Genomic DNA, 26,148 nt, shown 5'->3' with positions numbered 1-26,148 from the left:
CGCGCCCGTGACGACCGCGCCGTCCACCGACGACCCCCGCCGCTGACGACCCCCGCGCAGCGCCGCTACGCGCCCGCGTCGAGCTTCCGGCGCAGGTTGTCGCGCGCGCTCGCCTCGAGGCGGGCGTGGAAGTACGGCGAGAGGAAGATCCGCTCCGCCGCGAGCAGCTTCTCGAAGAAGCGCCGCCGGCCTGCAGCGTAGAGCTCGGGCGGCACGGCGCTGTACTCCGCGGCGATCGCCCGGTCGTACGCGTCGAACGCCGCCGCGTCGCTGCCCAGGATGGCCATGTCGCAATCGAGGAAGAGGGCCTCCTCGTCGCCGACGTCCCCCGGCCCGAGGGCCCCGTGGCGCGCCGTGAGCAGGATGAGCCGCTCGATGAAGCCCTCGTCGAGCCCTTCGCCGGGCAGCCAGCGCGCCACCGCCTCGCGCGCGAGCTCCGCGCTGCGCGCCTCGTTGTCGTGGCGGCCGGGCACGTACACGGCGTCGTGGAAGAGCGCGGCCAGGAACACCTCCCGCGGCCTCTGCCAGCCCAGGTCGCGGGCGACCTCGCCCACCCGGCGGAGCACCTCGCTCACGTGCGCCAGGTCGTGGTACGCGCGCCCAGGCTCGCCGTAGGCCGCGCGCACCGCGCCCCACAGCGGCTCGGGCAAAACCAGGCCGTCCGGGGCCTCCGGCGGCGCGTCGCCGCCCGCGCGCGCCTCGCCCGCCGCGATCCCGCCGTCCGGCCTCACGCGAGCACCAGATCCTCGGGGCGGAACAGCTCCCCGTCGTACGTGGCGACGCGGCCCTTCTCCGTGGCCTTCGCGTGGTTCTTCGCGAGGTTGGCGCGCCCCTGGATCTCGCGATCGGTCAGGAAGCAGTCGACGTCGGCGACGCACAGCCCGGCCGAGATCGTCGGCGACCGCTCGACGCGGCGGTAGCGGCGGCGGGCGAGCCGCTCCTGGAGCGCGCGCAGGAAGTCCACCGCCCACGCGCGCGTCGCGTTGGGCAGCGTGATCATGTACTCGTCGCCTCCGAACCGGTACGCGTGCCCGTGCGCGAAGACGTGCGCCTCGATGCTCTCCATGAACGGCGGGAGCACGTGGAGATCGACAGCGGTCTCGGTGTGCTGGACGTTGAACGCCTTGAAGTCGTCGATGTCGATGAACGCCACGGCGATCGAGGCGCCGCGCAGCGCGCAGCGCGCCCGGTAGTGCGCCAGATCGGGGAGGAAGAGCCCGGGCGCCTCGAGGATGTGGAACTTCTCGTCGTACTCGCGCGGCCGGAGCGGCGGCGCCTCCGGCGTCACGGCCTCGGCGTGCCGGATCGACATGTAGTCGGTGAGCTGCGGCACCTTGAGCGCGCGCGTGGCCGCGAACCAGGGCGCGGCCATCAGCTGCTCCAGCCCGTGGACCTCGCGCCGGAGGTGCCGGATCGTCTCGGCGTTCACGGCCTTCTGCAGCGGCTCCTCGATCGCCGTGGCGCTGTCGCGCCGGAGGTCGATCAGGATGCGCTTGAGCAGCGGGCCCTGCGTGTCGTGGATCTGCGCGTGCGGCGGGCGCAGATCGAGCTGCCGCCCGAGGAGGCTCAGCTGTCCGATCAGCTCCGTCACCTCCGGCGGCTCGTAGCCGCGGAACTCCTGCCGGATCACGTCCGCCACGTCGCGGCGGAACGCGTCCGTGAAGCGGGTGACGCACTGGAACAGGACCTTGGCCTCGGACTGCGTGAACTCGAGCACCTCACGAGGATAACCCGGCGGTGTGCGTCCAGCGCCCCGGGCGCACCGCGCGCTGGAAATCCGCCGGAAATTCGGAGATGCTGCCACGTCTCCCTCCCGCGCGATCAATGCACGACCCCACCCGGACGATCACGACCCTCCGAAGCGACGCGGTCGAGCTCCCGGACCTGCGCATCCTCGTCACCCCGCAGAAGAGCCCGCCGATCGAGGCCACCCTCGGCGTCGCGCCGCTCGTGCTCGGCACGAGCGGCGAGTGCGACGTCATCATCCCCGACTCCCGCGTCTCGCGCCGCCACTGCCAGCTCCGGTTCTCGCCGCGCGGGGTCGTCCTCACCGACCTCGGCAGCAAGAACGGCACGTTCATCAACGACGTCCTCATCGTCGAGGGCTTCCTCACCCCGAGCGCCGTGGCCTCCCTGGGCGGCGTGCCCCTCACCATGCGCGTCGGCGGCGCCCCGGTCGTCGTCCCGCTCTCCACATCGGCCAGCTTCGGCGAGGCCCTCGGCAGCAGCGTCCCCATGCGCGCGCTCTTCGCCCGCCTCGAGCGCGCCGCGGCCACCTCGGAGACGATCCTGCTGCTCGGCGAGTCCGGCACCGGCAAGGAGGTCCTCGCCCGCGCCATCCACGAGGCGAGCCCGCGCAGCGGCGGCCCCTTCGTCGTGTTCGACTGCAGCGCCGTCGCCCCGAACCTCATCGAGGCCGAGCTCTTCGGCTACACGAAGGGCGCGTTCACGGGCGCCCAGAGCGCGCGCGCCGGCCTGCTCGAGGAGGCGAGCGGCGGCACGCTCTTCCTCGACGAGATCGGCGAGCTCCCGCTCGATCTCCAGCCGAAGCTCCTGCGCGCGCTCGAGGCCCGCCAGGTGCGCCGCATCGGCGCCGCCGCGTACACGTCCTTCGACGCCCGCGTCATCGCCGCCACGCACCGCGATCTCCAGGGCCGCGTGGCGTCGGGCTCGTTCCGCGAGGACCTCTACTACCGGCTCGCCGTCGTCGAGACCGTCGTGCCGCCGCTGCGCGAGCGCAAGGAGGACATCCCGCTGCTCGTCGAGCGCTTCCTCGCGGCGCAGGTGCCGCCGCGCTCGCTCGCCGACCTGCCGCCGAACGCGCTGGAGCTGCTCCGCGGGCACCACTGGCCGGGCAACGTGCGCGAGCTCCGCAACACCGTCGCGCGGCTCATGCTGTTCCCGCACCTCGCCGAGGAGGCGATCGTCAAGGTGGCGCCGCGGCCCGCCGACATGAGCGTCGGCCAGTTCGCGGCGCTGCCGCTCCGCGAGGCGCGCGACATGGTCGTCGAGCAGTTCGAGCGCACGTACATCGCGATGAAGCTCCGGGAGAGCGGCGGCAACGTGGCGCGGGCCGCCGCGTCGATGGGCGTCTCCCGGCAGCTCGTCCACCGGCTGATGGAGCGCTACGGGATCCGCAGCAAGGGCTGACGGGCCGCGCGGCGCTGCGCGGTGCTCGGGACGCGCGGCGCGACGCTCAGAACGCGCCGCGGAGCGAGAGCCCGGGGCCGCCCGGCGAGAAGGAGAAGCTCGCGACCGGCGCCGCGGGCGCGACGGGATCGAGCTGGAGATAGAGCACCGCGCCCAGGCCGGCCGCGAGGAACCCCACGCCCGCGGAGATCGCGCCGGCCTTCCACGTGAGATCGATCGCCTCGACGTCCTCCGCCGGGCATCCGGGCGCGCACCGCGTGCGGAGCTCGCTCCGGTCGAGGTGCCCCTTGACGCCGAGGACCGCGCCCACGCCGAGCCCCGCCGCGCCGACGCCGACGAGCACGAGCGGCCAGCGCTGCCGCACCGGCGGCGCGTCGGCGCTGGCCGCGGGGCGCGACGGCGCCGGCGCAGGGAAGCGCACCGCGATCGGCAGCGCCTTGTCGCCCGGCGGCACCGTGACCACGGTGACGACCCGCGTCCCCGCCGCGTCCTCGAAGGTCAGCGTATGGCGCCCGGGATCGAGCTCTATCGGGTCGTTCGGGAGCGCGTCGACGAGCGGCGCGCCGTCGAGGAGCACCCGGACCCGGCCCGGAGCGTGGCCGTCCGCGGACGTGGCCGACAGCGCGACGCTGGGCATGTCGCGCTCGACCTGCTCGCTCCAGCTCTGGCAGTCGCGGGCGAGCGTCGCCGGGCACGAGCTCACGCAGACGCGGAGCTCGGCGCGGGCGCGCAGCAGCGCCCTGTCGCGGAGGAGCTGCTGCGCCTGCTCGTACGAGGCCGCGCACGTCTCTCCCACGCCCTGAGCGCGGGCGCGTGAGCCCGCGAGGAGCGTGACGGCCGCGGCGAAGGCCGCGAGGAGGCGCCCGTTCATCGCGGCGCAGGCTACACGCATCCGTCGTTCACAGGCACTCTCGCTTGATCCGCCGGATGCCGTTGGCGTCGAGATAGTAGGGCGGCACGCAGCGCGACCGCGGCCGCGCGCTGCGCGCAGGGGACGCGGCGCGCACGCCCGCGGCGCGATCCGGCGCGGCGGCGCGCGCGGCCGGCTCCGGCGCCGCGGCGGCGCTCGCGGAGGCCCCCGGCGCGGTCGCGTCCGGCGCCGGCGCTGGCGAGGCCGCCGATGCCTCGGGCGCCGCCGACAACGCCGCTGGCGCCTCCGCAAGGACCTCCGGCGCCCCGACGCTCGCGGCGGGCGCCGCCACCGCCGGCGGCGAGGCGGCGGGCAGCGAGGACTCGCCGGCGCGCGCGTCCTGCGGCGCATCGGGCCCTGGACGCACGCTACAGCTCCTGCCGAGGGCGACCGCGAGCACCAGCGCGCTGGCCCCGAGCGCGAGCGTGGAGGCGCGGACGAGCTGCGCGCTCGCCAGCCGCGGCGGCGCCGCAGCGGCGACCGGCGTCGCGAGCGCCGACGCCGCGGGCCGCGCCATGTCCTCGACCGTCCTCGTCATGGTCGGAACCGTCACCGAGGTCCGCAGCGCGCGCCCGCGGCTGCCGGACGGCTGCGCGAGGCGCGCCTCGACGTCCCGCGACGGCGCGTCGTCCACGGCGGGTCTCGGCGTCGGCGGCGTCGGGGCCGCGCTCCGCTGCGACGTCTCGATCGCGGCGAGGCTCTTCGCCCGCGCCTCGAGGAGCGTGCCCGCCGTCGCCTCGACCCACGCCCCGACCGCGCGCGGGCTCGCCGGCGGCAGCGCCTCCTCCAGCGCAGCGGCCATCTCCAGCGCGGTCGCGTAACGCCGGGATGGATCCCTGTCGAGGCCGCGGAGCACCACCTCGTCGAGCGCCTTCGGCACGTCGCCGTACACGCTCGGCGGCTGGACGACGCCCTCGAGGATCCGCCCGAAGATCTCCGCGTCGCACTCCCCCGTGAACAGCCGCCGTCCGGTGAGCACCTCCCAGAGGACCACGGAAGCGGCGTAGATGTCGGCGCGGCGGGTCAACGGGGCCCCGCGCAGCTGCTCCGGCGCCATGTAGCTGAGCTTGCCCTTGAGCTGCCCAACGCGGCTCACCTGGCTCCGCACCGCCGCCCGCGCGATACCGAAATCGAGCACGCGCGCGATGCCGTCCTCGCCGACGAGGATGTTCTGCGGCGACACGTCGCGGTGGACGATCTGGAGCGCGGCGCCCTCCTCGTCGGTCGCCTCGTGCGCCGCGTGCAGGCCCGCGAGCGCGCCGGCGATGATGGCCGAGCCGATCGGCTGCGGCACCTGAGCCCCTCGCCGGCCGGCCTCGCGCAGCAGGCTCGAGAGCGATTCACCCGCGATGTACTCCATGACCACGAAGAGCTCGTCGTCGGCCTGCACGCTGTCGAGCGTGGTGACGACGTTCGGGTGGCGGATGCGCACGGCGAGCCGCGCCTCGTCGAGGAGCATCGACGAGAACTCGGGGTCCCTGGCGAACTGCGGGTGCAGGCGCTTGATCGCGACGGTGCGGGCAAAGCCATGCGCGCCCACGAGCCGCCCGAAATGGACGGAGGCCATCCCCCCGGAGGCGATCACGCCATGGAGCGTGTACCGATCGAGGGTCCGCCGCTCGCGCTCCTGAGCAGGTGCCATGGTGGCTCTGTTCTACAACATCTCGGCAGCGTTGCTGGACGGTAACCTGCGCGCCGCGCTTGCGTCAGGCGGCCAATGACGCCGGGCAGCGGAGGGCGCTCGACGCGGCAGATGGGTGTCTGACCGCCCCTGCCGAGGTGGGACCGGTGGAGATGCAACTGCGTGTGTCCACAGTGTCAACTCACGGTTGACATGGATCAGCCAGGCGGCGCGCGCGCCGGTAGGCGAGGCCGAGCGCGCCGCGCGGCGGGGCGCGGGGGCCTGCGGCTACAGGGGAACCTCGATCACGCTCTCGCAGGTGAAATCGACGCTCAGCTTCGCCACCACGTCCGCCTGGACCGTGGTGCAAGCGTCGACACACAGCACGATCTGCGTCGGACTCGCGGGGTCGTCGTAGCGCCAGGCGCCCTCGGTCGAGCAGCTCTGGTCGTACACGAGCTCCGTCGTCGCGCTCGATCCGCTCGCGTAGAGCACGCGGACCTTCTCCTTGTCGAAGGTGCTCCCGTCCGGCGGGAGCGGGATCGCCATGGTGCACGAGACCGAGGCGCCGCGGATCCGGTCGACCGCCGCCTTGAAAGCGGCCGTGGTCTGCGAGGGATCGCCGGTGTCGATGAGCACGGCGCGCTCCGTACCGCCGGCCGCGGCGATCTCGTGCAGGTCGTCGAGGGTGTCCGGCGCGCCCTCGATCCGCGGGTTCTCGACCCCGATGACGTAGGTCGGGATGCCCTCCGCCAGCGCCGCCTGGGCGTCGGCCACGACAGCGTCGATCGTGTCGGAGGCCTCGTCGCAGCCCTGCGGGTAGCCGTCCGTCACGAGCACGATCGCGTATTTCCCGGGGTTCTTCTGCCGCTGCGCCCCGATGAACGCGCTCGTGCCCCGCATCACCCACGCGGTCGGCGTACCGCCGCGCCAGTCATCCGAGCTCGCCGGCTCGATCGCGTCGATCGCCTCGGTGAAGGCCCCCGACGGGAGCGGCGTCAGCGGCACGTCCGGCGTCGCGTAGATCTCGGCCGAACACTTGTCGTCGTCGGCCGGGAAGAACGAGAGCGAGGCCGTCAGCCCTTCGGACCCGGGATCCGAGAAGAACTGCTTTGTCGCAGCGACGACAGGATCCCACTTGAGCGACTTGTCGTGCCAGTCCTTGTCGCCCTTGCCCATGCTGCCCGACACGTCGAACGCGAACGCCAGGTACACCGGCTGAAGGGATGCCGCCGCCGTCTGGGTGGCGCACGCTCCGCCTCCGCCCGTGGGGCTGGCGCCTCCCACACCGCTCGATCCGGGCCCGATCTCGCCGCCAATATCGAGCGAGCCCCCCTCGCCGGAGCCGGAGCCGACGCTTCCGCCGGAGCTCGCCCCTTCACCTTCTCCTTCTCCCCCGTCGCTCGGGCTGCTGCCGCACCCGAGCCCGACCGCAGCCACGGTCAGCACCGCCATGGCAACTCTAAGCAATCTCATGCCTCGACTCCTTGCACCACCGCGCGCCGGCACCGCGCCGCCGGCATCAAGCCACCTGGATTGCGTGTGGCCCCCAGGCGTCGGCTCTCCAAGCACACGAGATGCCAGGGCGCGGGGGCTCGGAGGCCGCTCACTGCACGGGCGCAACGTAGGAGATCAGCACGCCCATGTTCTTGATGAACGACTCCACCGAGATGCCCATCGGCGACTCCTCGGCCGGGTACGTCGCCGGCGCCTTGGCCGGGTCGTAGGGCGAGGTATCGTTGCGATCGCCCACGTGCGTGGTGGCGTAGGTGTCCTCCACGAACGGCTCGGCGGCGCCAGGACCTTTGTAAGGGTTCGTGATCATCGTGATCTTGGTCGACCAGTAGCCCTCCGCGTTGAGCTCGCCGACGAGCCTCTGCGCGTCCTCCGCCGTCACCGGCGCTGTCGTCATCGTGGCGCCGGCGTACAGGTCCTCGAGCTTCACCTCGCGCAGCGAGAAGTACCGCGGCAGCGCCGCCGGCCCCGTGATCTTGAGGGGCGAGCCCGCCGTCAGCGCCTCGGGCGACATCGCCGCGAGCTCCTCGTAGCGGGCGCGCATGGCGTCGACGTCGAGCTTACGCGCCTGCCCGTAGTGGCCGATGGGCTTCGCAGGGTCCTTGTCGAAGTAATACTCGCCGTTGACGACGTTCGAGCCGCGCCGGTGGACGTAGAGCGGAATGTCGGTCCCGATCTCGATGTACGTGGGATGCGTCCGGTCGGGGAAGATCTCCAGCAGCTCCGAGGGCAGCCTGACCTTGTCCAGCCAGTCCAGCGCCTCGGGCACGCGGGCGATGTACTTCTCGTCCCCGGTCATGTTGTAGAAATTGAGGAGCTGCTGGATGTTGTTGGCCGTCGTGTGTGTGGTCAGCGCCTCCGGCTCGTAGGTGCGCGCCCCGGCCGGCTTGCCGTCCTGCGTGAATTGAAGGCCCCACGCGGGCTGCGGCGCGGGCTGCTGCAACGCGACGAAGTTGTCCATGGCGCGCTCGATGTTCCCGAGCAGCTGCGACTCGCCCAGCGCGAGGTGGCACATGATCAGGAACTTGATGTTCTCTCCGGCCACGTCGTCGTTGAAGGTGATGTGGCTCGTGTAGTCGGGCTCGCCGCCCTTGCCCATCAGCGGGAAGCGCTGCGGCCAGCCGCCCCCCTCGTACTGGCTCTCGGTGACGAAGCCGATCGCCTTGTAGAGGGGCCCGCGGAACCGCTCGTCCTTCTTCTCGAGGTACATGCGCAGGAGGAGCTGCGAGGCCACGGCGGTGCCCGCGTCGTCGAACGTCGCGTTGCCGTAGTAATGCTGGAACTCCTCGAGCCGCCAGCCGTTCTTGCCGATGGTGTCGTACCAGTCCTTGAGCGACTCCTCGCCCGCGAAGTCATAGATGTAGTTCCAGCCGCCGGCCTCGTGCTGCGCCTCGATCAGGGCGAGCGCGACCTGCTCGGCGGCCTTGTAGTAGAGCTCGTCGCCGGTGGCGTGGTAGGCGTCCAGGTAGAGGTGTCCCATCGACGGCGTGCCGGGCGGCTGCACCCACAGCATGGTGCGCTTCGCCTCCATCTCGCCCCAGCTCCTCGAGAGATCCGGGAGGTAGCTCCACACGTAACCGCCCTTGTACGCGACCTCCTCGCTCATGAAGGTGGCCGCGCGCTTCATCGCGTCCAGATACGGGACCATCTCGGGCGGCACTTCCTGGCCGGGACCAGGCCCCGGCTCGCTGTCCCCCCCGCAGGCGGCCAGCGCGAAGGGCAAGAGGATCGACATCGCGAACGTTCTGCGTTTCATAGGCTCCTCAATCGCACAGGGCCGCTGCGTCGGTCGCAGGGCCCGTCGAAACGACATGATGATCTTGGTGATCTGGAGTGGCTGACCGGATCCCCGCGCTCAGGGCATGTACTCTTCACGCGCGGGGGTAAACACGTCGAGCACGACGGACGGCTCGAACGCCCAGGCCTGGTGCTCGACGCCCCCGCGGACCACGAAGCTGTCCCCGGCCCGCGCCTCGAACTCCTCGTCTCCGCACGAGAACTTGAGGTGTCCGGAGATGACATAGACAAGCTGATCGTGCGGGTGGCTGTGGCGCGCTCCGGTCCAGCCGACCTCCATGTGGTGCTCGACGAGCATCATGTTGGGGTTGTGGGCCAGCACCCGGCGCTTGAGCCCCGGCTCGGGCGTGAAGAACTCCACCGCATCGCCCGACACGCGGGCCAGGCTCGGGACATCGCTTCTCTTCAGATGAATCATGCTTCCTCCGGCGCCTCGCGGCGGCTCCGCTCAGCGCGCTTCTCCATCCCGGCCCGCGCGGACCGGACCACAGCCAGGAACTCCCGCGCGCGCTCCGTGAGGACCTCGTCGCAGCCGGCCTCGAGCGCCGCGGCGTCGACGAGCTCGCCGCCGACGCCGAGCGCCACCGCGCCGGCCTCGATGAACTCGCGCGCGGTCGCGAGGTTGACCCCGCCGGTCGGCAGCAGCTTCACGTGCGGGAGCGGTCCGCGCAGCGCGCGCAGGTACTTCGCGCCGCCCATCGCGGAGCACGGGAACACCTTCACCGCGTCGGCGCCGGCGCTCCACGCGGCGATCACCTCGGTCGGGGTGAGCGCCCCGGGGAAGACCGCCTTCCCGAGCTCGCGCGCCGCATGGATGACCTCGAGGTTGAGCCCCGGGCTCACGATGAACTGCGCGCCGGCCTCGATGCACCCGCGGGCTGCGTCCGCGGTGAGCACCGTGCCCGCGCCGACGAGGACGCGGCTCCCCATCCGCGAGGTGATCTCGTGCATGACGGCGAGGGCGTCCGGGACCGTCATCGTGATCTCGAGGACCTCGATCCCTCCGGCGCACAGCGCGCGACCGGCCCGCACGGCGAGCGCGCCGCTCGACGCGCGCACCACGGGGACGACGCCGATCTCCTCGATGCGGCGGACGACGTGCTCGCGGTCCATCGCATGATTCATCGCTCGATCCTCGCGCTGGCCCCGCTCATCGCCCGCCGCACCTCGGCGAGCGACGCCATCGACGTGTCGCCTGGGGTCGACATCGCGAGCGCTCCGTGCGCGACGCCGCACTGGAGCGCCCACTCCGGGCTCTGCTCCGAGAGGAGCCCGTAGATGATCCCCGAGGCGAACGAGTCGCCCCCTCCGACGCGGTCGAGGATCTCGATGTCCCGCTGGGCGACCTCGTGGAACTCACCCTTGCAGTACAGGATGCCGCCCCAGCCGTTGACGCTCGCGCTCCTGGCCGTCCTGAGGCTCGTGGCCACGACCGAGATGTTGGGGTACGTCGCGACGACCTCCGAGATCATCCGGCGGAACCCGGCCGTGTCGAGATCGCGATAGCCCTCATCGACGCCGGGCACCTCGAAGCCGAGCGCCGCGACGAAGTCCTCCTCGTTGCCGAAGAGGCAGTCGACGTACGGCATGAGGGCGCGGTTGACCTCGCGCGCCCTCGCCTGGCCGCCGAAGTTCTTCCAGAGCGAGGGCCGGTAGTTGAGATCGTAGGAGATCCGCACGTCGTGCTCGCGCGCGGCCTCCATGGCCTCGCGCGCCACGCCGGCCGTGGTCTCCGAGAGCGCGCAGAAGATGCCGCCCGTGTGGAACCAGCGGGCGCCGCGCTCCCCGAAGAGGGCCTTCCACGGGAGGTCGCCGGTCTTCAGCCTGGAGGCCGCGCTGTGGCCGCGATCCGAGCACCCCACGGCGGCGCGCGGCCCGAAGCCGCGCTCGGTGAAGTTGAGGCCATTGCGCGCCTCGCGGCCCACGCCGTCGTAATCGACCCAGCGCACGTGGGAGGTGTCGACCCCGCCCTGGAGCATCAGGTCCTCGATCAGCCGCCCGACCGGGTTGTCCGCGAGCGCCGTGACGATGGATGTCCGGAGCCCGAAGCAGCGCCGGAGCCCCCGCGCCACGTTGTACTCTCCCCCGCCCTCCCCGATGTCGAACGCCCGCGCGGTGTGAATCCGCCGCTCTCCCGGGTCGAGGCGCAGCATGACCTCCCCGAGGCTCACCTGGTCCCACGCACAGCTCTTTGCACTTCGGATCTTCATCTTCGCGCTCCTCAACGGCTCATCCGCCGTCCACGACCAGCACGTGGCCGTGGACGTACCTGCTCGCCTCCGAGCACAGGAACAGCGCCGCTCCGGCGATGTCGCTCGGCTCCCCCCAGCGCCCCGCCGGGATACGATCGAGGATCTGTCGGCTGCGCGCCTCGTCGGACCTGAGCGCCGCCGTGTTGTCCGTCGTGATGTAGCCCGGGGCGATCGCGTTCACGTTGACGCCCCTCCCGGCCCACTCGTTCGCGAGCGCCTTGGTCAGCTGCGCGATCCCGCCCTTGGACGCCGCGTAGGCCGGCACCAGGATCCCGCCCTGGAACGAGAGCAGCGACGCGATGTTGACGATCCTGCCCGACCCTTGCTCCAGCATCTGCTTCCCGGCGAGCTGCGAGAGGCGGAACGCGGACGTCAGGTTGACCTCGATCAGGAGATCCCAGTCCTCCTCGGAGTACTCGACGGCCGGCGATCTCCGGATGAGACCTGCGTTGTTCACGAGGATGTCAATGCGCCCGAGCTCGGCCTTCGTCCTCCGGACGAGCTCCGCGTGCGCGGCGCGATCCGCGAGATCCGCGGCCATGCCGGCGGCGCGCCGCCCGAGCTTTTGCACCGCCGCCATGGTGGCCTCGCCCGGCTCGTCCTTGCCGTGACAGGCGATGTCCGCGCCCGCCGCCGCGAGCGCCGTCGCGATCGCGGCGCCGATCCCGGTGGCCGAGCCCGTCACGAGCGCGACCTTGCCGTCCAAACGAAACGGATCATTCGTCATTGTCTTATCCCTGCTTCAGCCGCGCGGCCTCGAGCCGCGGCACGAGCGCGTGAATGATGGCGAGCGCGAGCACGTAGGCGGACGCCGCCATGATGAACAGCGTCGAGTAGCTCCCGGTGAGCTGGAGGACGCGGCCCGCGATCTGCGCGATGAGCATCCCGCCGATGGCCCCGGCCATGCCCCCGAACCCGACGGCCGACCCCACCGCTTGCGACGGGAACATGTCCGTTGTGAGCGTGAACAGGTTCGCCGAGAAGCCCTGGTGCGCGGCCGTGGCGAGGCCCAGGAGCAGCACGGCGACCCACAGCGAGTCGGTGCGCGTCGCGAGGAAGACGGGCGCCACGCCGAGCGCGCAGACGAGCATCGCTGTCTTGCGCGCCGCGTTCGCCGTCCAGCCGCGGCGCATCAGCATCGAGGAGAACCAGCCGCCGGCGATGCTGCCCACGTCGGAGAGCAGGTAGATCGTGACGAGCGGCGGGCCGATCTGGAGGAGGTTCAAACCATGCTTGCGGTTCAGGAAGTCGGGGACCCAGAACAGGTAAAGCCACCAGAACGGATCGGTCATGAACTTGCCGATCGCGAACGCCCACGTCTGGCGGTGCGGGATCAGGCTGAGCCAGCCGACCTTGCTGGGCGCCGGCGACGGCTCGCTCGTGATGTAGGCGCGCTCCTCCGGCGTGACGCGCGGGTTCTCCGCGAGGGGGCGATACAGGATCATCCAGGCGACGATCCACAGCGCGCCGATCGCGCCGGTCAGCGCGAACGCCGCGCGCCACCCCCAGGCCACCGCGATCCACGGGACGGCGAGGGGGCACACGATCGCGCCGATGTTCGTGCCGGAGTTGAACAGGCCGGTCGCGAGCGCGCGCTCCTTCTTCGGGAACCACTCCGCGATCGTCTTGAGGGCGCCCGGGAACATACCCGCCTCGCCGATGCCGAGGGCGAACCGCGCCGCGGAGAGCCCCCCGGCGCTGCCGACGAGCGCGTGCGCCGCCGCCGCGAGGCTCCAGAACCCGACGGCGAACGAGAACCCGCGCCGCGTCCCGATGCGATCCATGAGGCGGCCCATCGTCAGCATGCCGATGGCGTAAGCGGCCTGGAACGACGTGACGATGTTGCCGTAATCGATATCGTTGTAGCCGAGGTCCTTCTGCAGCGTCGTCTTGAGGACGCCGAGGACCTGTCGATCGACGTAGTTGATCGTCGCGGCCGTGAACAAGAGGGCGCAGATCACCCACCGATAACGCCCGATGCCGGCCGAGAGCGGCGCGGCGCCCGCGTCGCGCGGCACCTCCGCGGGCGCGTCGGCGATGGCCGTCGTGGACTCCGTGTTCATCACCATGAAGCTATCCTCCTGAGTTCGAGCCGCCTGACGCTGGCCCGCTCCCCTGCTCGCTACTTGAGGCTCGCCTCGAGCCCGGAGCCGCGCTGGGCGAACTCCGGCTGGACGTTGACCACCCCGAACACCCGATCTTCGCGCTCGCGGTGCGCGGCCATCAGCCAGACGAAGTTGATGGAGTGCCCCGGCGCGGCGACGTTCGGGTGATACCCCGCCGGCATCAGCACGGCGTCGCCGTCCCGCACCACCGTGACGACCTCGGGCGCCTCGGGAGCCGTGTAGACGAGCTGCACGCCGAACGCCGGCGGCGGCATATCGAAATAGACGTACATCTCCTCGAGCAGGTCCGTGTGCTCGTGCGGGGGCCAGCTGGTCCAGTGCCCCGGCGCGGAGCGCGTGAAGCCCGCGACGATGCGGCCGGCCTGCACGTTCTTGCCGAGCAGGATGCTGAGCTCGCGCGTCGTGGCGTCGCCGCCCGCCTTGAACTTGAGCGACGGGTTCTGCTCGACGTCCTTGTAGCGGACGACCTGGAGGGGATAGTCGCCCTCCACCTCGGCGCCGCACTCGACGAGATCGACCGCCGAGCTCGTGCGCACCTCGACGGCCGAGCCGCGAGGCACGTAGAGGGCGTCGTACTGCCCGAGCGCGATCACCTCCCCGCCGTTCACCTTCACGGCGCACTCGCCGGCCATGCAGAGGAGCCCTACCTCGCGTCCGGAGGTCTCGAACCGCGCCTCCGGCGTGGTCCCGTCGAGCAGGATCCGACCGTAATGGAGGCGCTTCATGGGGCTGTCCGCCGGCGTCACGGAGAGCTTTCGCCCCCTGTGCGACGCCGTCGCGCGGACCACGACCTGCCCAGCGTTCACTGGCTTCATGGATAGAACCCTTCCCTCGCTTAGTTAACGTGATTTACAAATCGACGCGGTGAACCCCCGGAGCCCCGCGGCTGCGTCAGAACGCCGGGCTGGCCTTGATGTTCCACTCGACGTTCAGGCCGATGAAATGCTCCCACGTGCGCTGGCTGAAGACGTCGTCCTGCGGATAGAGCGCCTTCGCGCCGTCGTCGCGCCGGGTCACGAGCCAGATGAACCGGAATTGAGGGCGCTTGAAATCACCCTTGCCCGCCGCGTTCAGGAACGGCACGAGCCCGAGGCGCACGAGGCTCGCGCTGTGGTGGCTCGCCGCGGGGTGCGCGCCCGCCGCCGCGGGGTCGGCCGGAGGAGGGACCCTCCCCCTCCGCTGCGCCTGATACGAGGCCTCGACGGCGACGCCTCCCCAGTCGCGCAGGTAGAGGTGCGGCCGCACGAGCAAGATGCCCTCGTCGAGGTCGGCGAAGTCGAACGGCTCGCTGGCGTTGCGGAAGGAGCGCACGTATCCCGCGGCCATGAGGCCGAGCGGCCCCGTCTCGTAGTTGCCGCTCAAGGTGAAGAGGAGCTCGTGCGCGCCGGTCGCGGTGCCGTCCGGCGCGGGCTGGGTGGGCGCGCCGAACTCGCCGTAGGCCGCGAGGTCGCCCGCATAGCGGAGGAACAGGTGCAGGTGCCCGTTGTTCACGCCGGTGAACGGGCTGATCTGCGCGCCGACGACGTACCCGGAGTCGCGCGGCAGGCGCTCGACCACGCCGGCCTCCGCCGTCTCGCGCGTGCCCGACGGCAGCTGGTGCAGCTCGCCGTACAGGACGCCCTTGACGCCGCCCTTCTCCCCGACCGGGACGGTGTGGCTCGCCTTGACGCTCGAGATGAGCCGCTGGCGATCGAGGAGGTTGACGTTCGCCGCGCCAGGCTGGTTGAGCGCCGGCGGGCGCTCCACCGTCTGGAGGTAATAGGGCGAGAGCGGCCGGTTGACGCCTGCGTGCGCCGCGAAGTACGTGCGCTTCGAGGGCAGGTCGTAGCGGACGCCTCCGCCCAGCGTGTTCAGCCAATCGAGCGGCCAGAAATCGAGCAGCTCGGCGTTGTCACCGCGGTAGAGGCGCGAGCCGACCCACACGGACAGGCCCTTGACGCCGAGGTCTCGCTCCTCGACGAAGGCGTTGCGCACCGACATGTTGATGTTCCACGGCCGCGCGTTGTTGTAGTGGAGGACGGGGGCGTCCACGACCAGGCGGACGGCGACGCGCGTGGTGGCGCCTGTGGACTCCCAGTGATCCTGCCGCTCCAGGTCCATCTGGATGTACGTGGACTCGTCGAGGCGCGAGCCTCTCCAGACGATATCGGCGTCCCGCCCCGGCCCCATCTCGGCGTCCGTGGCCGCGACGACGCGGCCGACGCCGCCGAAGAAGAAGCCGCTCTCCGGCACCGGCGCAGGACTGGGAGTCGGAGGGGGCGGCGGCTGCGCGTTCACGACCGCTGGAGGCGCCTCGGGCGCCGGAGTCGGAGTCGTCGTCGGCTGCCCGTTCACGACCGCTGGAGACACCCAGAGCGCCGCGCCGAGCAGGGCGGAGACTGTGCCGCGCCGCGGAGCGCAGCGGGCGTCGTGCGCAGGGTCGCAAGAGAGATGGAGGATGGGATTCAAGGTGTGCCGATCTCGTGGTGTGTTGGAGCGGCAGCAGCGCAAGCGGCGGGGTTGTCGTCAGGCGAAAAGGCCCCGACGAGCACGCTTCGCGTGGCTCGCTCATCGATTGGAATGCTCGCAGCGGTGACGCTCAGGCGCGCTCGCCCGCGTCCGTCAACGTTCACAACGCTCGTCAACGTTCCTCAACGTTCCTCAACGTTCCTCAACGTTCCTCAACGTTCCTCAACGTTCAAAGCAAGCGATGGGCCAGAGGCGACCGGCTCGGTCGCAGCGCCACGATCCAGGCGTCCTCGCCGCGGCCAGAATGCGAATCCCGATTCAGATGGGCAGCCGCCGTGGAGAGCCCGTAAACCTCGGGTTGACACGGTTGACGCGACCGACACCGGCGGTGGACGCGCAACTCCCGTGTCCCGTGTCCCGTGTCCCGCGCGGCGCTCGCGCGAGCTGGGTCCCCCCACCCTGCCGGAATGATGGAACCGCCAAGTCGCCATAAGACGCCAAGATTTTGTGGTTTTCTTGGCGTCCTTGGCGCGCTTGGCGGTTCAAAAGCTCCCGCGTTCGGCCAAAGTACCCCGCCACCCGGGCGCGGACGTCGTCTCCGGGCGGATCGCGCCGTCGCGAGCGGAGGCTGTCAACCCGACGTTGACCGCGTGGACATCGGCTGTTGCGCGCACGGCGCTGTTGCGCGCGCCGCGCGCAGGGCGGGGCCGCGCAGCGGGAGCGGCGAGGCGCGTCCGCCGCGGTCGTGGTCGTCGAGCCTCCGGATCATGCGTGCGGGCCGCGCGCTGGCTGGCGCGAGCAGCTGGGGGCGGCGCGGGAGGTCAACGTCTTGCGTTGCCATGGCCTTCGCGGTAAGGGGGCGGCAATGAGTGGTCCCGAACTCGGCCGCCTCATCGACGAGGTCGATCGCACGGTGGACGTCCAGTTCGCCGCAGCCGGCGATCTCGATGAGCTGAACCGCCTGTATGCCAGCTTGCTCGGGCGCCGCGGGTCGCTCAATGCGCTGATGAAGCAGCTGCCCGGCGCGGCGCCCGAGGAGCGCAAGGCGCTCGGCCAGCGCCTCAACGCCGTCAAGGGCCGCGTGGAGCGCGCCCGCGAGGAGGCGACGGCGAGGATCAAGCGCGCTGCGCGCGATCGCGAGCTCTCCGCGCCGCCCCTCGATATCACCCTGCCCGGCCGCTGGCGCGCGCCCGGGCGGTCGCACCCGATCATGAGGACCCTCGACGAGATCGTCGATATCTTCGTCGGGCTCGGGTTCGACGTGGCCGAAGGGCCGCAGATCGAGCTCGCGCGCTACAACTTCGATCTCCTCGGGTTCCCGGCGGATCACCCGGCCATGGACATGCACGACACGTTCTACATGGCCGGCGATCCCGGCCAGAACGTGCTCCTCCGCACGCACACGAGCCCGGTCCAGGTGCGCGAGATGCTCTCCCACCCTCCGCCGGTGATGATCGTCGCGCCCGGGGTCGTGTATCGCCGCGACGACGACGCGAGCCACAGCCCCATGTTCGTGCAGATCGAGGGGCTCGTGGTCGACCGCGACGTGTCCCTCGCCGATCTGAAGGGCCTGCTCGAGGTCTACAGCCGCCGGATGTTCGGCGAGGCCACGAGGACGCGCTTCCGGCCGAGCTATTTCCCCTTCACCGAGCCCAGCGCCGAGCTCGACGTGTCCTGCCTCGTCTGTTTCGGCGAGAACCGCGCCTGTCCGCAGTGCAAGGGGACCGGCTGGCTGGAGGTCCTCGGGTGCGGCATGGTCCACCCGACGGTGCTCCGGAACGTCGGGATCGACCCGGAGGAATACACGGGGCTGGCGTTCGGCATCGGCGTGGATCGCACGGCCAACATGAAGTTCGCCGTCGACGATATCCGCGCCTTCTACGAGAACGACGTCCGCTTCCTCGGAAGCCTCTAGGCCACTGCCCCTCGCCCGCAGCCCCGATTCCCCATGTTGATATCCTACAAGTGGCTTCAAGAGATCCTCGGCGCCGATCCCGGCATCGACGCGGTGACCTCGGCGCTCGGCCGCGGCGGGCTCGAGGTCGACCGCGTGACGCACGTCGGCGCCGCGCTGCGCTCCGTGGTCCTCGCGAGCGTCGTCGCGACGCGGCCGCACCCGGCGGGCAAGAAGGGCCTCACGGTGGTCCGCGTGGACGCGGGCGGAGGCGGAGAAGGCGTGGAGGTCGCGTGCGGCGCGCCGGTCATCCCGGCGGCTCCGGCGCTCGTCTGTTATGCGCCCGTCGGGGCGCAGGTGCTCGACCGCAACGGCGCGCTCGTGACGTTGACCGAGAAGGCGGTCGCCGGCTTCGCGTCGCCCGGTATGCTCTGCGCCGAGGACGAGCTCGGGCTCGGGTCGAGCCACGAGGGGCTCCTGACCGTGGAGGGCGGGCGTCCGGGGCAATCGCTGCTCGACTGGGAGCCTCGCCTCGAGGACTGGATCATCGAGCTCAGCGTCACCCCGAACCGGCCCGACGCGCTGGGGCACCTGGGCGTGGCGCGGGACGTGGCCGCGGTGCTCGGCCTACCGTTCCGGCCGCCCGCCGTCGCCGCGCCGCGGGCGAACGGCGCCGGAGCGCCCGCGGCCGTGCAGACACGCGCCGCCGTGGAGGTGCGCGACGGGGACCGCTGCCCCCGGTATGACGGGCAGGTGATCGAGGGCGTCGGCGTGGGCCCCTCGCCGCTCTGGGCGCGGGTGCGGCTCGGCCGCCTCGGCGTGCGGCCGATCGCCAATGTCGTCGACGCGACCAACCTGGTGATGCTCGAGCGGGGGCAGCCGCTCCACGCGTTCGATCTCGACACGCTGCGGCTGCCGATCGAGATCCGGCGGGCTCAGCCGGGCGAGGCGTTCGTTGCGCTCGACGGGCAGAAGCTGTCCCTCGACGAGGACGACCTCGTCATCGCCGACGCGGACCGCGTGGTGGCCCTGGCGGGCGTCATCGGCGGCGCGGACAGCGGCGTCACCGCGACGACGCGGCGGGTGTTCCTGGAGTCGGCGTACTTCGAGCCGCGCGGGATCCGCAGGTCGGCGCGCCGGTACGGCTTCCACACGGAGGCGTCGCACCGCTTCGAGCGGGAGGTGGACCTCTCGGGGGTCCCCCTGTCGCGCGACCGCGGGAGCGCGCTCATCTGCGAGCTCGCGGGCGGCGAGGCGGCGGGCGAGCCGATCGACGTGTACGTGGCGCCGCGCGCGCCGCGCCGCCTGACGCTCCGGCTCCCGCGGTACCAGCGGATCATCGGGGCCGAGGCCCCGGCGCGGGCGCGCGAGATCCTGGAGACGCTGGGGCTCTCGGTGCTGGAGCAGAAGGCGGACCGGCTCCTCGTCGAGGTGCCGGAGCACCGGCCCGACATCGCGGAGGAGATCGACCTCATCGAGGAGGTCGCGCGCATCGCTGGTTACGACCAGATCCCGAGCCGGCTGCCGCGCGTGGGGGCCGCGCCCGCGGGCGCCAGGGGCGATTACCGTCTGCGGCGCAGGGTGCGGCAGATCTGCACGGGGATCGGGCTGCACGAGGCGGTGACGTACTCGTTCCTGTCGCCCCAGGAGCTGAAGGCGGCGCGCTACGACGACGGGTCGCTCCTGCGGCTGCTCAACCCGCTCTCCGAGGAGAAGTCGGTGATGCGGCCGTCGCTGGTCCCTGGGCTGCTCACGGTGGTGCAGCGCTCGCAGCGGTACAACGTGCCGCGGGTGCGGCTGTTCGAGGTGAGCCAGGTGTTCCTGCCGTGGCAGGACGAGGCGAGCGGCGCGAGCCAGCTGGCGCGGGTCGAGCGGCCGCCGGTGAACGAGCCGACGCGGCTCACGATCTTCCTGGCGGGTCCGCGCGACAGTTACCTGACGCGGCCCGAGGACGTCGATTTCTACGACGGCAAGGGCGCGGTCGAGGCGGTGGTCGCGGAGCTCGCGGGCAACGTGACGCCGGCGTTCGACCTCTCGGGCGAGGCGCCGCCGTGGGCGCACCCGAAGAAGGGCGCCCGCGTCCTGCTCGACGGCCGCGAGGTCGGGTACGTGGCGGAGCTGCACCCGGACGTGCGCGAGGCGCTGGAGATCACGAGCGGGGCCGTCGTGGCGGAGCTGGATCTCGCGGCGGTCGCGGCGGCGTACCGCGCGCCGGTGGCCGCGAAGCCGAGCCGGTTCCCGGCGATGCGGCACGACGTGGCGCTGCTCTTGCCGCTCGACGTGCCGGCGGGAGAGGTGCTCGAGGTGCTGCGGACGACCGCGGGGGAGCGCTGCGAGAAGGTCGAGATGTTCGATCGGTACCGCGGCGAAGAGCTGCCGGCGGGGACGCACTCGCTGGGGTTCGCGCTGTGGTTCCGGTCGGCCGAGCGGACGCTGACGGACGACGAGGTCGACAAGTGGACGAAGGCCGCGGTGGACGCGGCGAAGGCGCGGTTCGGGGCGCAGCAGCGCTAACCGAAGCTCGTTCGGTCACGTTCAGGGCACGAAGCCGTCGCCCCCACCCCACCATCGCTCACGAACGTAAACGTTTACGTTTACGTTTACGTTTACGTGGTCGTGGTCGTGGTCGTGGTCGTTCACGACCTGCCGTTGACGACCACGACCACGACCACGATTACGTAAACGTAAACGTTCTCAGACCTTTCGGGCCCCGCCGTACGCTCGAGCGACAGGCAAGCTGCGGGGCGGTCGGTCGAGGGCGAAGCGAGGGGACGATGCACGCATTGACGCGGAGATCGGGCGTGAAATCGAGCAGGAGCGCCGCGGGCCGCCGGCGGGGCGGCGCGCTTCACACTGCGACGGCGATGGCCTTCGTGACGGCGCTGCTCGCCGTCGCCGGCGCGTGCCTCGAAGGAGGGCTCCGCTGCGGCGAGGGCTCGTGCCCGATCGGCCATACATGCGCCGTGGACAGGGACGGCAACCCGGCATGCATCGTCCCGACCGAGGTCAATACCTGCGGCAACCGCGTCGTCGAGGACGGCGAGGCCTGCGATGACGGCAACGGCGAGAGCGGCGACGGGTGCAGCTTCGACTGCAGCTCCGACGAGCGCTGCGGCAACGGTATCGTCGATACGATACGCGAGGAAGAGTGCGACTGCGGCGCTGGCGAGTTCGGTCCCACGGACGCTCGATGTCGCGGTCGACAGAACGCGGATTCCGACGGTTATTGCCGGAAGGACTGCAAGGCACATTGCGGCGACGGCGCGGTCGCAGAGCACGAGCAGTGCGACACCGGCGCGCCGGTCGCCGGCTCCTGCGTGAACCTGCGCTATGATTTCGGTCGCCCCGGGTGCACGAGCACCTGCGACGCTCTCTCCACAGCTCCATGCGGCGACTGGAACTGGCGGTTCGAATCCATCGGCACGGTGTTGTCCTTCATGAGCGTGTGGGGGAGCGGGAAGGAGGACGTGTTCGCCGTCCTGGGAAACACGACCGCGCACTACGACGGCCAGAGCTGGCAGATGATGGACTCGCCGACGACAGAATTTGTCTTTGGCATATGGGGTACTGGACCGGATGACGTCTTCGTCGCCGGTCAGGACGGCACGATCCTGCACTACGATGGCCAGAGCTGGCAGATGATGGACTCGCCAACAGGGGAGAATCTCTTCTGCGTGTGGGGGAGCGAATCGAACGATGTCGTTGCCGTCGGTGACAACGGCGCGATCGTCCGCTACGACGGCCAGAGCTGGCACAAGATCGATGCGGAGATCTCAGCGAACTGGCGTCGCGTGTGGGGGAGCGGACCGGATGACGTCTTTGCTGTCGGCCTGGCAGGCGCCATCATGCACTACGACGGCGAGAGCTGGCACGAGATGGATTCACCGACGACGACCAGCTTGCTCGGCGTGTGGGGAAGCGGACCGGACGACGTCTTTGCTGTCGGCCTGGCAGGCGTCATCCTGCATTACGACGGCGAGAGCTGGCACGAGATGGAACACCACCTGTCGGCCGAGCTCTCCTTGGCTGGCGTCTGGGGCAGCGGACCGGGCGATGTCTTCGCCGTCGGTGATGCCGGCACGATCGTCCACTACGACGGCCAGCGCTGGCACCAGCTCGATGCGCAAACGACGGCCGACTTCATCGGCGTGTGGGGCAGCGGTCCGGACGACGTCTTTGCCGTCGGTCAGCTCGGTACGATCGCGCGCCACGACGGCCAGAGCTGGCAGAAGATGGAATCACCGGTGCCGGACGAGCTGGAGCTGCACGCCGTGTGGGGCAGCAGTCCGGACGACGTCTTCGCCGTCGGTCAGGCCGGCGCCCAGGCCGGCGCGATCCTGCACCACGATGGCCAGGTCTGGCGGACGATGGATTCGCCGACGTCGGCTCGTCTCGGCGGCGTCTGGGCGAGCGGACCGGACGATGCCTTCGCCGTCGGCCAGGCCGGCACCATCCTGCGCTACGATGGCCAGAGATGGCAGACGATGGATTCGGGCACCCTGGATTATCTCGATGGCGTGTGGGGGAGCGGTCCGGACGATGTCTTCGCCGTCGGTCAGGCCGGCACGATCGCGCACTACGATGGTGACAGCTGGCAGGCGACGCTCCTGGACTCAGGGGAATACCTCAATGCCGTCTGGGGGAGCGGGCCAGACGATGTCTTCGCCATCGGTGACGAGGGCACGATCGCGCACTACGACGGCGAGAGCTGGCAGGTGACGCACTCGGACTCAGGGGAATATCTCCAGGCCGTCTGGGGAAGCGGGCCGACCGATGTCTTCGCCGTCGGGCTGGAGAGCGCGATCTTGCACTACGACGGCGAGAGCTGGCGCAGGATGGAAGCGCCGACGCTGGCATCGCTCTACGGCGTGTGGGGGAGCGGGCCGACCGATGTCTTCGCGGTCGGCACGGGCGGCGCGCTCTTGCGCTACGACGGCATCTCCTGGCTGACGCTCAACTCCACGACGAACTCCACGCTCGACGCCGTGTGGGGCCAGGGCCGGATCTCCTTCGTCGTCGGCCAGGACGCCGCGATCTACCGTCACATCGGTCCGCCGCCAGCGCGGTAGCAGCGCAGCCTCGCCCGCGGCGCGCCCGCTACTTCAGCGTCGGCTTGATCTTCCCCGCCGTGCGCTCGATCAGCTGCTCCTGCTCGCGCTTGCTCCGCAGCGCCGTCTCGGCCGCTTCCCTCGCCTTCCGCTCCTCCTCGGTGGCCTTGACCTGCGCATCGCGCACCTCGGCCTCGGACCGCTGCGCCGTGTCCCGCGCCGTCCTCGCCTCGCCCGCCGCCACGCGGGCCCGCCCGGCCTCGGCCTCCGCGCGCACGCGGGCCTCCTCCGCCTCGCGCTGCATCTTCTCGGCCCGCCTCCGCTGCGCCTCGCTCTCCTGCTGCGCCCTCTCGGCCGCGCTCCGCTGCGCCTCCTCGCTCGCCAGCGCCTTCTTGAGCGTGTCCTCCGTCCTCCGGATCTCCTCGAGCTGCTCCGTGATCACCGTGTTCTGGCGGGTCAGCTTCACGATCCCCGCCCCCGCCGCGACCACCAGCAGCGACAGCGCCGCGATGATCCCGGACACGAGGCGGCGCCTCCCGCGTTGCTGCTGATCGGCGAAGCGGAGCACCTCCTCCAGATAGAGCCTCTCCCGCTCCGGCAGCTCCCCGCGGTAGCGCTCGCGAAAGCCGCGCGCCTCCTCGGCGACCTTGCCGCGCCAGAGCGTGTCCGCGGCGCGACCGCTCGCGTCCCAGAGCCTCGCCGCCGCGCGCAGCCGGTCCAGGAATGCGGCGTCTTCCTGGTTCTCGTCGAGCCAGCGCCGGAGCGTCGGCCACCGCTCGATCAGCGACTCGTGCACGATCTCCACCGTGCTGCCCGCGCGGTCGCTCCCCGTCTCGATCGCCAGGAGCCGCGCCTCGGCGAGCAGCTCCACCACCCGCTCGATCTCGCCTCGATCCCCGGGCAGCTCGCAGAGCTCGCCCAGACTGGCCACCGCCCGCGTCCGCTCCGGCGTCACCAGCCGCTCCAGCACCGCCCGCGCGAGCTTCGCCCGGTGCCCGCTCATCCCGGCCAGCACCGTGTCGGCGTGGCTCGCCAGCGCGCCCGCCACGCCCCCGAGCGCCTCGTAGCTCGCCCGCGTGAGCAGCTTGCGCCCCCGATCGCGCATCTCCCACAACCGGGCCGCGGTGAACTGAAGCAGCGGCAGCGCGCCGCGCGTCGTCTGCAGCGCGTCGAGGATGCCCTCGATCATCGCCGCATCCTCGATCTCGTGCCGCGCCGCCTCGACCGGGCTCATCAAGGCTTCGCGCAGCCCCTCGCGCCCCATCGGCCGGAGGAACACGAGGCCTCGCGTCATGATCGCCATGAAATGCTCGTGCTCGGCCATCCGCTCGAGGAAATCGGACCGCACGGACAGGACGACCCGGAGCGGCGAGGAGGCGTCGTCGGCGATCCCCGCCAGGCACGCGAGGAACGCCTCCCGCTCGACGGCCGGGGCGCCGAGCGTGAAGAGCTCCTCGAACTGATCGATGAACAGCACGAGGCGCTTCTGCGCGCGGCCCGCCCCCCCGCGCAGCGCGGCCCCGAGCAGGCCGGGCTCGGCGCGCAGCCGCTGGATCAGGGCCCCGCGCATCGCCGCGCCGCCCTGCGGGGAGAGCGCCCTCACGTCGGTGTTGAGGGTCACGCCGGGGTGGTCGAACAGGTCCGCCAGCACCGCCATCGGCTCGCGCCCGGGCCGCACGACGAGCGCCTCCCAGCCCTCGCCGGAGCGCTTGAGCGCCGGGATCACCCCCGCCCTCACGAGCGACGACTTCCCCACGCCAGAGGCCCCAGCGATCGCGAGCAGCGGCTGGCTCCGGAGGCGCGCGACCACGCCCGCGAGATCCTGCGCGCGGCCGAAGAAGCGGTCGGCGTCGGCCTCCTGGAACGAGGAGAGCCCCGCGAACGGGCTCTCGTCGGCGCCGAGGAGGATCTCACGGCGCCCGGGCAGCAGCGGCAGGAGCTCGACAAGGAGCTCCTGCGCAGAGGCGAACCGCTCGGACTTCCGCTTGCGCAGGCAGCGATCGATGATCGCGCCGAGCGCGCCGATCTCCGGACGGCGCGCGCCGACGGTGGGCATCGGCTCGTCGAGCGCCGGCACCGCGAGGAGGTCCATCCGGCCGCACGGGGCGAGCGGGTGCGCGCCGAGCAGGAGCTCGTGGAGCATGATGCCCACGGCCCAGACATCGCTCCACGGGCCGATGTCGATCCCTCTCCACTGCTCGGGGGACATGTACGCCAGCGTGCCGATGATCGCGCCGTCGCGCGTGAGCCCCGTGTCCCCGGCGACGGCGCGATCGCCCGAGAGGATCACCTCTTCCTCGAGCAGCTTGGCGATGCCGAAATCGACCACCTTGATCGCGCCCGCCGCGTCCAGCATGACGTTCTCCGGCTTGAGGTCGCGGTGGACGATGCCGGACGCGTGCGCGCTCGCGAGCGCGCGCACGATGGGGACCACCATGTCGACGGCCAGGCCGGGCGGCACCGGCGCCGTGGACACCGCCTCGCCCGCGTCCGCGGGCCTGCGCTGGTTCATCCAGGCGCGGAGGCTTTGCCCCTCGATGTACTCGAGCACCATGTACGGGGATCCGTCGTGCTCGTTCACCTCGTGGATCGTCACGATGTGCTCGTGCTTGCAGCGCGCGGTGGCCTGCGCTTCGACCAGGAAGCGCTGGACCCCGGCGCTGCTCAGCATGGTGAGGAGCTTGATCGCGACGAGGCGAGCGAGGCGGGTGTCGCGCGCGAGGAAGACCACGCCCATGCCGCCCCGACCGAGCTCGCGCAGGAGCTCGTAATGGCCGATGCGGGCGCCGGCCGAAGGCGCCGACCTGGCCTGCGCCAGCAGCGAGGGCGGCGGTTCGGCCGGCGCGGTCATCCCGTGGCGCTGCGGCTCGCGGGCGCCCGCGACCACGCCGTCGGCCCTGGCGGTCTCCATGCCGGACAGCGCGGCCGCGGGGGGCGCTGCGCCGGCGATCACCGTGATTGCGTAGCCCGCATCCTCTGGCGAACTGCCGCTCATCGCAGGAGGCTTCTCGTCATCGTGATCGTGGGGCACCGCACCGCCGTGAAAGCATAGCCGTGTCCGAGTTCACCAGCACAGCGTTTGCGCGCCGCGGCTCCGGCCCGCCCCCTGCACCGCGACCTCCTCGTGGCCGCCGGGCGCCCCGGGTAGTTCCAACAGCACCCCTGGCCCCGGCCACTTCACAGGAGGACCAGCACGGGTGTAGCCTGAACCACGACGTCTGCTCGTCGCGCCCAGGGCGGCCAGCGCGCGCTCGAGGTTCCGCGGCGCTCCGGAGGAGAGGCACTTGGCTGTCATCACGACGACCCGCAAGCGACCCGCTCAGGTCGGCCTCTCCTGTGTGAAGCGCCTCGTGCCCATCGCTCTCGTGGCCCTGTACGCCTCGCCTG

General features: G+C 71.4%; 18 protein-coding genes. 4 read left to right on the top strand and 14 right to left on the bottom strand.

Annotation, left to right across the window (positions count from 1 at the left end; genetic code table 11):
• Positions 1-65: 65 nt before the first annotated feature.
• Positions 66-731 (bottom strand): HD domain-containing protein, encoded by a 666-nt coding sequence (locus tag POL72_RS28050; protein ID WP_272098861.1) that lies wholly within the window; start codon positions 729-731, stop codon positions 66-68.
• The gene (locus tag POL72_RS28045) at positions 728-1,804 is read right to left on the bottom strand and encodes a diguanylate cyclase (RefSeq protein ID WP_272098859.1); all 1,077 of its coding nucleotides are present in this window, start codon (positions 1,802-1,804) and stop codon (positions 728-730) included. Before POL72_RS28045 ends, POL72_RS28050 begins: the two co-directional genes overlap by 4 nt.
• 20 nt (positions 1,805-1,824) lie before the next feature.
• Here POL72_RS28045 and POL72_RS28040 point away from each other — a divergent pair, with 20 nt between their 5' ends.
• Positions 1,825-3,150, top strand: coding sequence for a sigma 54-interacting transcriptional regulator (locus tag POL72_RS28040; RefSeq protein ID WP_272098857.1), 1,326 nt, complete (start codon positions 1,825-1,827; stop codon positions 3,148-3,150).
• Between the two features lie 46 nt (positions 3,151-3,196).
• On the opposite strand, the gene POL72_RS28035 is transcribed toward POL72_RS28040, so the two are convergent.
• The 11 genes from POL72_RS28035 to POL72_RS27985 all read right to left on the bottom strand — a co-directional run bounded on the left by POL72_RS28035 (position 3,197) and on the right by POL72_RS27985 (position 15,819).
• A complete protein-coding gene (locus POL72_RS28035; RefSeq protein ID WP_272098855.1) occupies positions 3,197-4,042 on the bottom strand; it encodes a hypothetical protein in 846 nt (281 codons plus the stop codon).
• A 7-nt stretch (positions 4,043-4,049) separates the two neighbouring features.
• Positions 4,050-5,702, bottom strand: coding sequence for a serine/threonine-protein kinase (locus tag POL72_RS28030; protein ID WP_272098853.1), 1,653 nt, complete (start codon positions 5,700-5,702; stop codon positions 4,050-4,052).
• Between the two features lie 267 nt (positions 5,703-5,969).
• On the bottom strand, positions 5,970-7,157 hold the full coding sequence (locus POL72_RS28025; protein WP_272098851.1) for a vWA domain-containing protein: 1,188 nt from the start codon (positions 7,155-7,157) through the stop codon (positions 5,970-5,972).
• Positions 7,158-7,287: 130 nt separating this feature from the next.
• Positions 7,288-8,952 (bottom strand): pectate lyase, encoded by a 1,665-nt coding sequence (locus POL72_RS28020; RefSeq protein WP_272098849.1) that lies wholly within the window; start codon positions 8,950-8,952, stop codon positions 7,288-7,290.
• 99 nt (positions 8,953-9,051) lie between these two features.
• Positions 9,052-9,411 carry a cupin domain-containing protein gene (locus POL72_RS28015; RefSeq protein ID WP_272098847.1) on the bottom strand — a complete coding sequence of 120 codons (360 nt, stop codon included), beginning with the start codon at positions 9,409-9,411 and terminating at the stop codon, positions 9,052-9,054.
• Positions 9,408-10,118, bottom strand: coding sequence for a bifunctional 4-hydroxy-2-oxoglutarate aldolase/2-dehydro-3-deoxy-phosphogluconate aldolase (locus POL72_RS28010; protein ID WP_272098846.1), 711 nt, complete (start codon positions 10,116-10,118; stop codon positions 9,408-9,410). The genes POL72_RS28015 and POL72_RS28010 overlap by 4 nt, the downstream gene beginning before the upstream one ends.
• Positions 10,115-11,203, bottom strand: a complete 1,089-nt coding sequence (locus tag POL72_RS28005; RefSeq protein ID WP_272098844.1) for a sugar kinase — start codon at positions 11,201-11,203, stop codon at positions 10,115-10,117. Before POL72_RS28005 ends, POL72_RS28010 begins: the two co-directional genes overlap by 4 nt.
• Positions 11,204-11,222: 19 nt before the next feature.
• Entirely contained in the window at positions 11,223-11,972 is a 750-nt protein-coding gene (kduD, locus tag POL72_RS28000; protein ID WP_272098842.1) for a 2-dehydro-3-deoxy-D-gluconate 5-dehydrogenase KduD, read from the bottom strand.
• A gap of 4 nt (positions 11,973-11,976) precedes the next feature.
• Complete coding sequence (locus tag POL72_RS27995) at positions 11,977-13,314, bottom strand: MFS transporter (protein WP_272098840.1); 1,338 nt, start codon at positions 13,312-13,314, stop codon at positions 11,977-11,979.
• A 53-nt stretch (positions 13,315-13,367) separates the two neighbouring features.
• Complete coding sequence (locus POL72_RS27990) at positions 13,368-14,186, bottom strand: 5-deoxy-glucuronate isomerase (protein ID WP_272098838.1); 819 nt, start codon at positions 14,184-14,186, stop codon at positions 13,368-13,370.
• 76 nt (positions 14,187-14,262) lie between these two features.
• A complete protein-coding gene (locus tag POL72_RS27985; protein ID WP_272098836.1) occupies positions 14,263-15,819 on the bottom strand; it encodes a carbohydrate porin in 1,557 nt (518 codons plus the stop codon).
• A gap of 865 nt (positions 15,820-16,684) precedes the next feature.
• Between POL72_RS27985 and pheS the strand changes: the two genes are divergently transcribed.
• The 3 genes from pheS to POL72_RS27970 are packed head-to-tail and all read left to right on the top strand — an operon-like array spanning position 16,685 to position 22,782.
• A complete protein-coding gene (gene pheS / locus POL72_RS27980) occupies positions 16,685-17,734 on the top strand; it encodes a phenylalanine--tRNA ligase subunit alpha (protein ID WP_272098834.1) in 1,050 nt (349 codons plus the stop codon).
• A 33-nt stretch (positions 17,735-17,767) separates the two neighbouring features.
• Positions 17,768-20,227 (top strand): phenylalanine--tRNA ligase subunit beta, encoded by a 2,460-nt coding sequence (gene pheT / locus POL72_RS27975; protein WP_272098832.1) that lies wholly within the window; start codon positions 17,768-17,770, stop codon positions 20,225-20,227.
• Positions 20,170-22,782, top strand: coding sequence for a glucosyltransferase-I (locus tag POL72_RS27970; RefSeq protein WP_272098830.1), 2,613 nt, complete (start codon positions 20,170-20,172; stop codon positions 22,780-22,782). The genes pheT and POL72_RS27970 overlap by 58 nt, the downstream gene beginning before the upstream one ends.
• A gap of 28 nt (positions 22,783-22,810) precedes the next feature.
• On the opposite strand, the gene POL72_RS27965 is transcribed toward POL72_RS27970, so the two are convergent.
• Positions 22,811-25,756 (bottom strand): serine/threonine-protein kinase, encoded by a 2,946-nt coding sequence (locus POL72_RS27965; protein WP_272098828.1) that lies wholly within the window; start codon positions 25,754-25,756, stop codon positions 22,811-22,813.
• Positions 25,757-26,148 lie beyond the last annotated feature (392 nt).

Source organism: Sorangium aterium, assembly GCF_028368935.1.
Taxonomy (GTDB): domain Bacteria; phylum Myxococcota_A; class Polyangia; order Polyangiales; family Polyangiaceae; genus Sorangium; species Sorangium atrum.
This window is presented reverse-complemented; position numbering and strand designations above follow the sequence as displayed.

Bases quoted from the DNA above. Each gene is read 5' to 3' on its own strand.
- pheT (WP_272098832.1), top strand. From the start codon at position 17,768: ATGTTGATATCCTACAAGTGGCTTCAAGAGATCCTCGGCGCCGATCCC.
- kduD (WP_272098842.1), bottom strand. From the start codon at position 11,972: ATGACGAATGATCCGTTTCGTTTGGACGGCAAGGTCGCGCTCGTGACG.
- POL72_RS28015 (WP_272098847.1), bottom strand. From the start codon at position 9,411: ATGATTCATCTGAAGAGAAGCGATGTCCCGAGCCTGGCCCGCGTGTCG.
- POL72_RS28025 (WP_272098851.1), bottom strand. From the start codon at position 7,157: ATGAGATTGCTTAGAGTTGCCATGGCGGTGCTGACCGTGGCTGCGGTC.
- POL72_RS27965 (WP_272098828.1), bottom strand. From the start codon at position 25,756: ATGAGCGGCAGTTCGCCAGAGGATGCGGGCTACGCAATCACGGTGATC.
- pheS (WP_272098834.1), top strand. From the start codon at position 16,685: ATGAGTGGTCCCGAACTCGGCCGCCTCATCGACGAGGTCGATCGCACG.
- POL72_RS28030 (WP_272098853.1), bottom strand. From the start codon at position 5,702: ATGGCACCTGCTCAGGAGCGCGAGCGGCGGACCCTCGATCGGTACACG.
- POL72_RS28020 (WP_272098849.1), bottom strand. From the start codon at position 8,952: ATGAAACGCAGAACGTTCGCGATGTCGATCCTCTTGCCCTTCGCGCTG.
- POL72_RS28035 (WP_272098855.1), bottom strand. From the start codon at position 4,042: ATGCGTGTAGCCTGCGCCGCGATGAACGGGCGCCTCCTCGCGGCCTTC.
- POL72_RS28010 (WP_272098846.1), bottom strand. From the start codon at position 10,118: ATGAATCATGCGATGGACCGCGAGCACGTCGTCCGCCGCATCGAGGAG.
- POL72_RS27990 (WP_272098838.1), bottom strand. From the start codon at position 14,186: ATGAAGCCAGTGAACGCTGGGCAGGTCGTGGTCCGCGCGACGGCGTCG.
- POL72_RS27995 (WP_272098840.1), bottom strand. From the start codon at position 13,314: ATGGTGATGAACACGGAGTCCACGACGGCCATCGCCGACGCGCCCGCG.
- POL72_RS28040 (WP_272098857.1), top strand. From the start codon at position 1,825: ATGCACGACCCCACCCGGACGATCACGACCCTCCGAAGCGACGCGGTC.
- POL72_RS28005 (WP_272098844.1), bottom strand. From the start codon at position 11,203: ATGAAGATCCGAAGTGCAAAGAGCTGTGCGTGGGACCAGGTGAGCCTC.